The organism is Puia sp. P3, from assembly GCF_050632245.1.
Lineage (GTDB): Bacteria > Bacteroidota > Bacteroidia > Chitinophagales > Chitinophagaceae > Puia.
In genome coordinates this window covers 6,800,714-6,812,116 of record NZ_CP192583.1, presented here as the reverse complement: position 1 = coordinate 6,812,116, position 11,403 = coordinate 6,800,714, and the positions used below count along the sequence as shown (strand labels likewise).

Sequence of the window (11,403 nt, the reverse complement as noted above, 5' to 3'; positions counted from 1 at the left end):
GGAAAAGACGTTGGGCAGTTCATCCCAGTCGGCCTTGTATGCGCGGATAAAGATATTGTTGTCGGGTGTGTTCAGGGTGCGGGTCCAGGTACTGGCATTGAAGAGGTCGAGACCGGGAGCCAGTGTAGACGTCGAAGTCGTCTTCCACCATAAAAGGATTGACGCTTATCCCGGCACCGCTGGGTCCGATATGCTCCTGGTATAGCTGCAGGAACTGTTCGCCTTCTTTCCCTGAGAGCAGCGCGTGGATATGGGTAGATCGTTGTTCCTGGATGTACCGTATCAACGGCATGGTATCCGGAGGACCGCTGATATTGCGGACCAGATTGACTTTTAGCGTCGTCGCTCCAGAGGCGCCGGCGCCAATCCGGAAGGAATCCTGCAGGCCGTATCCGCTTTCATACACAGAGAGGTTGACAGAAGGCTCGCCTTTGTAGATGTCCTGCATCCATTTACCGATCGCCCACTGGCTTTTCCAGAGGTGGAGGCTGTTGTAGAAAAGATAGTCCGAGCTCAGCAAGCTGTCCGGGCAGGTCAGCGCCGAGATTAAGGAGAAGGGCCGGCGTCCTGTGGTTGTCGAGCACGGGAATGATGGCTGTCGCCGTCTTTGTGCCTACTACGCCCATGACCAGATCGACCTGGTTGTAGAGCAGCAGTTTCTTCAGCGCGTCTTCCGTGCTTTTTACAGAAGCAGACTGTATGAATTCTGAAAATGATTCGATGCTGACGCCGGCCCCTTCCATTTGAATAGCGGTATCCAATCCCTGTTGCAAGTCTTTCCGAAGCTCTTTGAAAATCCCTGAATAAGGGATCAGCCAGCCTAGTTTTAGCTTTTTCATTCTGTTTTTGCTCCCGGGATTATCCGCGCGAAGGGAAAATACCAGTGAGGGCGATGATATAGTTTACGGCGAGATAGGGCTGGGTGATACCGACCGGAATGTTGTTGCCGGCTGTGCTGGTGGTGCCTGTGCCAATATTCAGCTGTGTGTCGGGGGCGGCGTTGACATAGCCTCCGATGGAAAGGAAGTTCACCGAGTCATAGGGTGCAGCGAGAGAATAGCCTGCTTTGGGCGTGCTGTCCGTTGCATTGGTGCTGTTGGCCGAGACGGTAAAAGTATGAGAGTGAGTTGGCATGTTGTTCGTCAGGATCGATACGCTCTCCGATCCGCCGACCTGGCCGATCTCGTAGTTGGAGAGACCGGGACCCTGTCCGACGCCAATGGGCACGCGGCTTCTGAAGTCGGGCAGCTGGAACGTGGTCGTTCCGTTTCCGCCGTAGAACGTGCCTATAAGAGAGAAGAGGGCGGCGTTTTGTGCAATGGGAAGGATTTGTCCGGCGCAGAATGCCCAGCCGTTGGGTGCAAAATTACAAGGCCATAATAGAATGGTGGCGAGATACTGATCCATTTTTAGTTTGGATTTAGAAAGTTAAAAAATATAGGTTCCCTCTTCGGGCGTGAGCCCGAAAAAAGTTTGGAAATGGAAATTGCGTCCAGTGCTAGCTAGCTACGTAATAAGAGTGTTGATTGGACGGACCTTAGATGGATGTACTAATTTGGCCTTGAAGAAAAGGTTGAACTAAGGGGTGTGAGTAAGCGTACTAAAGGTAGTATTTTTTTGATACGGCCCTAATTAATTTTTGATCACCATATCGTAGGCGCCATACCATGCCGCACCCTGCAAGGCCATTTTATCGTTGAGTACAACGTGTATGGGCACCCTATCGGAGAGATCGTGCATGCGGCCGTTGTTGTCGAAATTTTTTTCCCAGCCGTCAGACTGCAGTAAAGGAAGAATCTTGGGCGGAATACCTCCTGCCACATAGAGACCGCCCGTCGCCATCAGCTTGAGCACGAGGCTCGACGCTTCCGTCGCCAGATAGCGGACAAATAGCTCCATCGTCTCCGCGCAAAGCAGGTCTTCGTGTTTTATGGCGGCTTCGCTGATGACCGCCGCGGGGTCTTCATCCTTTAGACGTTGCGCCAGCCATTCGGGTATATCCTGCTGCCGTCCTTCAGTCAGGAAATGAAAAATATTTCGGATACCCATGCCGGATACCACGCGTTCCCAGCTGACGTGACCGTACTGTTTTTGCAGGAACCAGAAAAGGTCTACGTCCGTCTTTGTCCTGGGGCGAAATCGCTGTGCCCGCCTTCCGTTGCAAAAGGATGGTAGTGCTGCCCGTCCCAGTACAGGCCGGCTTCACCCAGACCGGTGCCGGGCGCGATGATAGCGATATTCCCTTTCGCATGGGCGTCACCGGCAGCCAGCGTGGCCAGCTCGTCGTCGCCCAGACCGGCAAGACCATACGCCGTGGCCTCGAGGTCGTTGATAAATCGCACGGGAACGCCCAGCTCTTTACTCATGGCTTCGCTGTCCAGTATCCAGGGCAGGTTGGTGAGTTTGCTCTTTCCTTCCACGACGGGACCCGCCACTGCAGCTGCGATGCGTTCGGGCGCCCTTCCGGCAGTGAGCTCGCGGATCGTCTCCGTGAAGTCGCGGATGATCTCCATAAAGGAGGAATGGTCTTTGGAAACGTATCTTTTCTCCCGCAGGGAGACGACGCCATCCGGGCCGGCCTGATAGAGGGCAATATTCGTTTTCGTGCCGCCGATATCGGCAGCGAGGAGGGTGATCGTCTCCTGGAAGTCTCCGGGCTTTTGTCTGAACGCGATCGGTACTGGCATATACAAATTTACATGTTGCGCCGGTACTGACCGCCAACTTCGTATAAAGCATTGGTTATTTCCCCAAGGGTGCAGTATTTTACCGTCTGCATCAGTTCTTCGAACAGATTGCCATTGCTGATAGCGACTTCCTTCAGGCTGGCAAGACGCTGAGCCCTCTCGCCGGAATTGCGTTTCCGGAAGGCTCGCAGGTTGGCGATCTGCTGGTCCTTTTCTTCCGTGGTAGACCGTATCACCTCGCCGGGCAGCACCGTGGGAGACCCTTTCTTATCGAGGAAAGTATTGACGCCCACTATCGGCAGCTCGCCGCTGTGTTTGAGGCTTTCATAGTAGAGACTTTCTTCCTGTATCTTGTTGCGCTGGTACATTCTCTCCATAGCGCCCAGCACACCGCCGCGTTCGGTCAGCCGGTCGAACTCCGTGAGCACGGCCTCTTCCACCAGGTCGGTGAGCTCTTCCAGGGCAAAGCTTCCCTGGACAAAATTCTCCGTTCTTACACTGCCCAGTTCGCGGTTGATGATCAGCCGGATGGCCATGGCGCGGCGGACGCTTTCTTCCGTCGGCGTCGTTATCGCCTCGTCGTAGGCGTTTGTGTGCAGGCTGTTGCAGTTGTCATAGATCGCGTACAGCGCCTGCAGAGTGGTGCGGATATCGTTGAAGTCTATCTCCTGCGCGTGGAGGCTGCGGCCGCTGGTCTGTATATGGTACTTCAGCTTTTGCGACCGGCTGTTTCCTTTATAGACATGCCTGATCGTCTTGGCCCAGATGCGGCGGGCGACCCGGCCGATGACGCTGTATTCGGGATCCATGCCATTGCTGAAGAAGAAAGAGAGATTGGGCGCGAAATCGTCGATCGCCATGCCCCGGCTCAGGTAGTACTCCACGTAGGTGAACCCATTGGACAGGGTGAAGGCCAGCTGGGTGATGGGGTTCGCGCCGGCTTCCGCGATATGATACCCGCTGATGGATACGCTGTAAAAATTTCGTACCTGGTTCTTAATAAAGTATTCCTGAACGTCGCCCATCAAACGAAGCGCGAATTCGGTGCTGAAGATGCACGTGTTCTGGGCCTGGTCCTCCTTTAATATATCAGCCTGTACCGTCCCCCTTACCTGGGAGAGAGTGTCGGCCTTTATTTTTTCATAGACATCGCTGGTCAATACCTGGTCGCCGCTCAATCCCAGCAGCGCGAGTCCCAGTCCGTCGTTACCGTCCGGGAGTACGCCAGGAAAAGAAGGATTATTGTACTCGGGCCTGGTTCCACCGCCCGGCGCCGCCTTCCCATTGGCCGTCATCCATTTCTCGCACTGCTGGTCGATGGCCGCATTCATAAAGAAAGCAAGCACAATAGAAGCCGGGCCGTTGATCGTCATACTTACCGAGGTTCGCGGGTCGCAGAGGTCAAACCCGCTGTATAGTTTTTTGGCGTCGTCTACCGTGGCGATGCTCACCCCGGCATTGCCGATCTTCCCATAAATATCCGGGCGGTTGTCCGGATCTTCGCCATACAGCGTCACCGAATCAAAAGCTGTACTCAGCCGCTTGGCCGGCTGACCCGACGAAACATAGTGGAACCTTTTGTTCGTACGTTCAGGGCCGCCTTCACCGGCGAACATGCGGGTGGGGTCTTCCTCCGCCCTTTTCAGGGGGAAGACGCCTGCGGTATAGGGATATTTTCCGGGGAAGTTCTCCTGGAGCCGCCAGCGGAGCACGTCACCCCAGTCCTTATACCTGGGTACGCTGATGCGCGGAATATTGGTGCCGGAAAGGGACTGGCTGAACAGCGGCTGACGGATCTCTTTTCCCCGGACGTCGTAGCCGAAGGATTCCTGCTGATAAAGTTCTTTGGTGGCCGGCCATTCATCGATGAGCTTTTTGCACAGCGGGAGAAGCCGTTGCTCCAGCTGCTTTTGCTGTCGTTCCAGCGCGGGTCTTGCGTTCGAATCGGCGGGCAGGTCGCCGAGCACACCGTCCAGCTGATAGAGCTTTGTGGCGATAGCCGACTGTTCATCCGTATTCCGGTTGTAGTCCCGCACGGCCGCGGTGATCTCCGACAAATAGCGTACCCTTGCCGGCGGCATTATCTGTGAGCGCGTGGTAGTATCATTTGTATGGGCGTGCAGGGGCAGGTCGCCATACCGGATGCCCGTCTTTTTTCTATGGCAATGACCAGTTTTTCAAACAGCTCGTTGACGCCGGCGTCGTTGAACTGGGCGGCGATAGTGCCGACGACCGGGAGATCGCCGTCTTTGGCCGTCCAGAGAGCATGGTTCCGTTTGTATTGCTTGCGGATATCGTGGAGGGCGTCGAGCGCGCCAGCCTTGTCGAATTTATTGAGGACCACAAGGTCGGCATAGTCCAGCATATTTATCTTTTCCAGCTGTGACGCCGCACCGTATTCCGGGGTCATGACATATACGCTCACGTCCGCGTGGTCGAGGATAGAAGCATCGCTTTGCCCCACACCGGCCGACTCGAGGATAACGAGGTCGTATCCCGCTGCCTTGCAGATGTCGATGGCTTCCTGCACATGGGCGCTCAGCGCCCTGTCGCTTTCGCGGGTCGCGAGGCTCCGCATATAGGCGCGGGGACTGGAGATAGCGTTCATGCGGATCCGGTCGCCGAGCAGCGCGCCGCCCGTGCGTTTTTTCGAAGGGTCGACCGATATGACGGCAAGGGTCTTGTCCGGGAAACTGTTGAGATAACGACGGACGAGCTCGTCCGTTACCGAGGATTTGCCGGCCCCGCCCGTGCCGGTAACTCCGACGACAGGGATGGCTTTTTCCGCGGCCGCTCCGCCGTCCGGAGTCCCCGTGGCCGCTTCACCCACCGCCTTCCCGTTAACCGCGGCCCCATTCTCCGCATTTGAAATGGCTCTGGCAATCTTCCTTACATCTTTCCACTCGTCAAGCCTGAGTTCTCCCTTGAAATTGGCCGGATTGCCGTTCAGCGGGAAGTCGCACTGCCGGATAACGTCTTCGATCATGCCTTCCAGCCCCATCTTCCGCCCGTCATCCGGGGAATAGATCCGGGTGATCCCGTACCGGTGGAGCTCTTCAATCTCGCGGGGCAGGATAGTGCCGCCGCCGCCGCCGAATAATTTGATATGCCCGCACCCATTCTCATCGAGCAGGTCCTTCATGTATTTGAAGAACTCCAGGTGACCGCCCTGATAGGACGTGATTGCGATGCCCTGTACGTCCTCTTCAATAGCGCATTCTACGATCTCGGCCACCGACCGGTTGTGGCCAAGGTGGATGATCTCGGCTCCCTTCGACTGCAGGATCCGGCGCATGATATTGATAGCCGCGTCGTGTCCGTCAAATAGTGCAGCAGCGGTGACCAGTCTTACCTTGTGTTGTGGGGTGTAACTCATAGGCTAAATTACTCAAAAACTAACAATTGTTAGTTTGGGCGAGTCGAAAAAAATCCCTGAGTATCCAAAAAATCACTAATTTGTACCCACTTGAAACGACTTGCCACTATACTGCTAATGGGCATCCTGTTCTTCAACTGGTATGGTTACCAGTTGATTACCAATTACTGGCAAGACCGCGCGGACCGCAGGCTGGAGGCCAGTATCGACCGAAAAGACTACGACGAAAACCAGCTCGTCTCCATCAAAGTCGCCGTAACCTCTCTCTCCTATTATAATAGTACTACCGATTTTCAGCGGGTCGACGGACAGATAGACGTTGGAGGTGTACAATATAAATACGTAGAACGCCGCATCCTGCAGGACTCCATCGAATACCGCTGCATCCCCAACCAGATGGCCATGCGCCTGAAGGACGCCAGGGACGGCTATTTCCAGCTGGTCAACGACCTGTCCCGCAATGGTCAGAAAAAAGCGCCACACCCGACTCAGTACAAGAGCGTTTCGCAGGACTACTGCGCGACCTCGATGTCTGTAGAGCTGCCGCATCCGGCAGCGGCACCGGCCCCAAAAACGGCCGTGATGATTGCCTCGCAGCTTCCTTCCAGCTATTCTCCAACTGCCGAAATGCCTCCTGATCTGTCTTCCCTGTAAGACAGCTGATGACCCGGAAAGGGTCTGTGTTTTCGCGTAATCCATCTCTTTTACATGAACAATTCCATCCGGAACTGGCTAACTGAGCCTGCGTCCAGAATGTATATCACACTGCGAATCGCGTCGGCCATGTGTTTTATCGGCCACGGGATCTTCGGGATCGTCACCAAACCTGTCTGGTGCAACTATTTCGCCGTCGTCGGCATCGGCCATGACATGGCCTATCGACTCATGCCGGTGGTCGGCGCCATGGACATTACCATGGGCCTTATCCTTTTATTCTATCCTTTGCGGATCGTACCGTTGTGGCTCGTCATCTGGGGATTCGTGACCGCGACCATGCGGCCTCTTTCCGGCGAGCCTTTTGCCGAGATGATCGAGCGGGCCGGGAATTACGGTGCGCCGCTGGCTCTTCTTTTAATATCTGAGGGGGAAGGGGAGTCTCTGGGCCCGGCTCGGTGTCCCGGCGCAGTCTGATGAACGCGCCAGGGCAAACGCTGTTCTTTGTCTTCGTATCGCCGTCTTTTTACTGTTGCTTGGTCACGGCTGGCTGAACCTTATCGAAAAGAAGGCCCTGCTCCAGCAGTACTCGGGTCTCGGCTTTCCCGAACCCGCAAAGACTGCTTTTTTCGTGGGTCTTTTTGAAATTCTGGCTGCAGTGGCGGTTCTGGTGAGGCCGGTATGGCCACTGCTATTTGTACTGCTTTTTTGGAAAATGGGCACCGAGTTGTTCTACCCGCACTACGAGCTGTTCGAATGGATCGAGCGGGGTGGCAGCTACGGCTGTCTGCTGGCCTTATTCTTTGGGATCGGATCAGGGGTTAACATAAAGTTGCCCCGGCTAAATAGGACATCAATCAAAACTAACTAACAAAATGAAAAAGATTATTCTTGCATTGCTTCTGCTTATCGGCCTTACAACTTATCACACTTCGAATGCGCAGGGCTGCGTAGCCATCCGCAGTACCGGCGGCTTTTGCGCTGCCGGCGGAGAGGAACACATCGACACCATCAGCAAATGGCAGCTCAGCACCAACAACCGCTATTTCCGCAGTTTCCGTCACTTTGTAGGAACCGACGAACAAAAACAGCGGCAGACGCTGGGTACCGAGGTCATCAATCATCAGTATACCCTCGACATGGCGCTCTACCGTCTGCTGAATCCCCGCTGGTCCCTCATGATCGACGTTCCGATCCTGGCCAACTCGCGGTCATCCCTGTACGAGCACGCCAACCTTGGCCGCTTTACCACCCATTCCTTTGGCATCGGCGATATCCGGCTGGCGGCCTATGCCTGGGTCGTCGACCCGGTGAAGATGCCCAAAGCGAACGTGCAGGTGGGGCTCGGGCTCAAGCTGCCTACGGGAAGCTATAACTACTCCGACTATTTTCATGTGACAGACAGCACGAAAAGACTGGGCCCCGTGGACCAGTCCGTCCAGCTGGGTGACGGCGGTACGGGCATTACCTTCGAGCTGAATGCCTTCTACAACATCTCCCGCGCCGTAGGCTTCTATGGCAATTTCTACTATATGGCCAATCCGCGCGAGGTCAACGGGACCTCTACAGCTCGTGGCGGAACGGCTTCGGCCTCTGCCGTCAAAAATGGCAGCGACGTCATGAGCGTTCCCGACCAGATGATGGCCCGTCTTGGCGTCAACGTAATGGCCGGTCGGTGGGCCTTCTCCGCCGGTGTACGCGACGAGTGCCTGCCGGTCAACGATCTTGTCGGCGGCAGCAACGGCTTCAGAAGGCCGGGCTATATCATCTCCGCCGAGCCCGGCGTGACCTATGTGCTGAATAAAGTTTCCCTGTATGCTTTTGTTCCGGTGGCGCTGGTGCGCAACCGCACGCAGAAGCGTTCCGGATAAGATCACTACTCGGCTGACGGGCGTTACGGCGCATGGCGACGCCGCATTCGCAGACTATGTAGTCAACATCGGTATGAATATTCGGTTCTAAACCCAAAAAAATCCTTTATGACCAATATATTAAAAGCATTTGCCGCCTCACTGATCCTGCTGCTGCCCATGGCGCTCAGGGCCCAGACCGACGAGGACGGGATCATGATGAATAAAAAGCAGATCTGCATCGGTCCCATGTACAGCCATAGCAGCTGGGACCACTACTGGGAAGGCACGTTCAAACGGGACAACCAGAACCTTGGGACCGTCACTACGCAGATGCTTGGAGTGATGGGGATCTATGGCATTACCAAGAAGCTGAATATCGTTGGCAATCTGCCCTATGTATGGACCAACGCCTCCGCGGGTACTCTGCACGGTCAGCACGGCGTCCAGGACCTTTCCGGCTGGGTAAAATGGCTGCCGGTACAACAGAATATCGGAAAGGGCGCGGTTTCTGTCTATGCGGTGGCAGGCGGCTCGGTGCCGCTGACCAATTATATCGCCGACTATCTTCCGCTGTCGATCGGGCTGCGCAGCAGGACCGCTTCCGGCCGGATCATACTGGACTACCAACTGGGGCATTTCTTTGCAACGGGATCGGGCACTTATACCCTGCGCAGCGATATCACCATCGACCGCAGTGCCTACTATACGACCTCGCTGCATGCCACCAACAGAGTGGACATGCCCAATCTCTGGTCCTTTAATTTCAGGACCGGCTACCGCAGCAACAACATGGTATTCGAGGCCGTCGCGTCGAATATGACCACGGCGGGAGGTTTCGATATCCGGAAGAACGACATGCCCTTCCCGAGCAACAAGATGAACGCCACCATGGTCGGAGCGCATTTCAAATACGAGTTCAAATCCCCGAAAGGACTGCTCGTTACCGGCGGTGGCAACTATACCGTGGCCGGCCGCAACGTCGGCCAGTCGAAGGCCTTTGACATTGCCCTGTTCTATACGCTTGACTTTTCGAAGCTCCCAAAGGGGACTCGTCCGAAAGACAATCATTAGCGGTTTGCCGGAGATCTGCTGGTTTTTGGTGAAGCGGATCACCGGCACATATTCCAAAAAAATGAAATAATTATGCGACACATACTGATACTGGCGCTTGGTGTTATGGTAATGGCCAGCGCCTGTGATAAAAAGGTTTCCGACCGCACGGCCGATCTGCCTCCGCTGCAGCCCGCCAACCAGGACCTGAATGCCGGCAACTGGAAGCTCGTTCTGCTTTCCCGACCCGATAGCTTTGCGGTGGCTGCGCCTGTGGCGACGACCTCTCCCTTATACGTGGCAGACCTCAACGAGATCAAGGGCTATCAGAAGAACCTCAGCGGCGATATGCAGGGTAAGATAAAATACTGGAGCGCGGGCGGGGTCTTGCGGTGGAATGAGGTGATGCGCGAGCTTATGGCGAAGTACAACATCGCACCCTACCAGAATCCGGACGGAACCTATCCGGCTCCCAACTCGGCCAATCCTTTCGCCTATCCGGTGTTCCCCTTCTCCAACCCTCCTTATGCAGCGAGGGCGTACGCCTATGTCAGTGCGGCGCAGTACGACGCGCTGGTGGCGTGCTGGCATTACAAAACCCAGTACAACCGGCCCGCGCCCTATATAGTGGACTCCTCCATCAAAGCAATGGCTGGCAGGAGCACCCTTCCTTCCTATCCCTCTGAAGGGGCCGTTCTTGCCGGCGTGACCGCCGAAATGATGAAGCTGCTTTTCCCGGATGAGATCGCAAATATCCAGCAGAAGCTGCAGGACCAGGAATTGGCCCTGATCGCTTCGGGTACATCGACCCGCAGCGACGTCCTGGCGGGTGAGACCCTGGGTCGTCAGATCGCAGAGGTCTTTATTGCCCGCGGAAGGGGCGACAATGCCGGAAAGGCCATCGGGACATCTACGGACTGGAATAATTTTGTCACAGTCACACAGACAAAGGGTCAGACGCCCTGGTACAGCCTTGAGGCGCCGGCCAGACCGCCCCAGCTGCCGTTGTTCGGCAAGGTAAAGGGCTTTCTGTGCGACTCGGCGGCGATCGTCGCCCTGCGTCCCGGACCTCCTCCGTCCACCAGCAGCGACCAGCTGAAACAGCAGACCCTGGATGCCTACAATACGATAAAGAACCCCAGCCGCGAACAGATGCGCATCGTGCAGTTCTGGGCGGACGGGATCGGGACCTATACTCCTCCGGGGCACTGGAACGCCATTGCAGCCGAGGACTTCGTCACCAGGAACTTCAGCGAGGTCAGGTGGGCACGGAATTTTGCGCTGCTGAACATGGCGGAGATGGATGCCGCCATATCCTGCTGGGATATCAAATACTATTATTTCAATCCACGACCAACGCAGATGGATCCCCGGATAAAAACGTTAACCGGCATCCCGAATTTTCCGTCTTATGTATCGGGACACTCCATGTTCAGCTTTGCGGCGGCTACCGTCCTGGGTCATATCATCCCCGATCGGGCCAGCGCCTATACTGCCATGGCGCAGGAGGCGGCCAATTCGCGGGTATATGCCGGTATCCACTACGCGATCGACTGCGACGCGGGCCGGACCGTCGGACAGAACGTAGGTAATGCCGCCGTCAACAGGGCAAAGACCGACGGCGCCGAATAAAAGACATAAGTCCGGGCGGACGCCGCCCGTAACGATACTTTTTTCTTGGTTATAAGCAAAAGCAAGCAAAAACCCCGCGACTCTTCGCGGGGTTTCATTATTTTTATATATATCCTGTCATATTATGAACCGATCCGGATTAATTTTACTC

General features: G+C 55.6%; 11 protein-coding genes and 1 pseudogene. 6 read left to right on the top strand and 6 right to left on the bottom strand.

What is annotated here, in order from left to right:
* Window positions 1-19: 19 nt before the first annotated feature.
* The 6 genes and pseudogenes from ACQ86N_RS42990 to ACQ86N_RS42965 all read right to left on the bottom strand — a co-directional run bounded on the left by ACQ86N_RS42990 (window position 20) and on the right by ACQ86N_RS42965 (window position 6,063).
* Window positions 20-520: a hypothetical protein gene (locus tag ACQ86N_RS42990; RefSeq protein ID WP_431212410.1), complete on the bottom strand. Its 501-nt coding sequence runs from the start codon at window positions 518-520 to the stop codon at window positions 20-22.
* The gene (locus tag ACQ86N_RS42985) at window positions 453-839 is read right to left on the bottom strand and encodes a hypothetical protein (RefSeq protein ID WP_431212409.1); all 387 of its coding nucleotides are present in this window, start codon (window positions 837-839) and stop codon (window positions 453-455) included. Before ACQ86N_RS42985 ends, ACQ86N_RS42990 begins: the two co-directional genes overlap by 68 nt.
* Window positions 840-858: 19 nt before the next feature.
* Entirely contained in the window at window positions 859-1,407 is a 549-nt protein-coding gene (locus ACQ86N_RS42980) for a phage tail protein (RefSeq protein ID WP_431212408.1), read from the bottom strand.
* Between the two features lie 225 nt (window positions 1,408-1,632).
* A pseudogene (gene glk / locus ACQ86N_RS42975) lies at window positions 1,633-2,687 on the bottom strand (glucokinase).
* 8 nt (window positions 2,688-2,695) lie between these two features.
* On the bottom strand, window positions 2,696-4,768 hold the full coding sequence (locus ACQ86N_RS42970) for a methylmalonyl-CoA mutase family protein (RefSeq protein WP_431212407.1): 2,073 nt from the start codon (window positions 4,766-4,768) through the stop codon (window positions 2,696-2,698).
* Complete coding sequence (locus ACQ86N_RS42965; protein ID WP_431212406.1) at window positions 4,768-6,063, bottom strand: cobalamin-dependent protein; 1,296 nt, start codon at window positions 6,061-6,063, stop codon at window positions 4,768-4,770. The genes ACQ86N_RS42970 and ACQ86N_RS42965 overlap by 1 nt, the downstream gene beginning before the upstream one ends.
* A gap of 90 nt (window positions 6,064-6,153) precedes the next feature.
* Here ACQ86N_RS42965 and ACQ86N_RS42960 point away from each other — a divergent pair, with 90 nt between their 5' ends.
* From ACQ86N_RS42960 to ACQ86N_RS42935, 6 genes are all read left to right on the top strand, one after another.
* The gene (locus tag ACQ86N_RS42960; RefSeq protein WP_431212405.1) at window positions 6,154-6,717 is read left to right on the top strand and encodes a hypothetical protein; all 564 of its coding nucleotides are present in this window, start codon (window positions 6,154-6,156) and stop codon (window positions 6,715-6,717) included.
* A gap of 54 nt (window positions 6,718-6,771) precedes the next feature.
* Window positions 6,772-7,194: a hypothetical protein gene (locus tag ACQ86N_RS42955; protein ID WP_431212404.1), complete on the top strand. Its 423-nt coding sequence runs from the start codon at window positions 6,772-6,774 to the stop codon at window positions 7,192-7,194.
* Window positions 7,142-7,588 carry a DoxX family membrane protein gene (locus ACQ86N_RS42950; RefSeq protein WP_431217830.1) on the top strand — a complete coding sequence of 149 codons (447 nt, stop codon included), beginning with the start codon at window positions 7,142-7,144 and terminating at the stop codon, window positions 7,586-7,588. The genes ACQ86N_RS42955 and ACQ86N_RS42950 overlap by 53 nt, the downstream gene beginning before the upstream one ends.
* Before the next feature lie 4 nt (window positions 7,589-7,592).
* Complete coding sequence (locus ACQ86N_RS42945) at window positions 7,593-8,588, top strand: hypothetical protein (RefSeq protein WP_431212403.1); 996 nt, start codon at window positions 7,593-7,595, stop codon at window positions 8,586-8,588.
* A 108-nt stretch (window positions 8,589-8,696) separates the two neighbouring features.
* A complete protein-coding gene (locus ACQ86N_RS42940) occupies window positions 8,697-9,641 on the top strand; it encodes a hypothetical protein (protein ID WP_431212402.1) in 945 nt (314 codons plus the stop codon).
* A gap of 72 nt (window positions 9,642-9,713) precedes the next feature.
* Window positions 9,714-11,252 (top strand): phosphatase PAP2 family protein, encoded by a 1,539-nt coding sequence (locus tag ACQ86N_RS42935; protein WP_431212401.1) that lies wholly within the window; start codon window positions 9,714-9,716, stop codon window positions 11,250-11,252.
* Window positions 11,253-11,403: the final 151 nt, after the last annotated feature.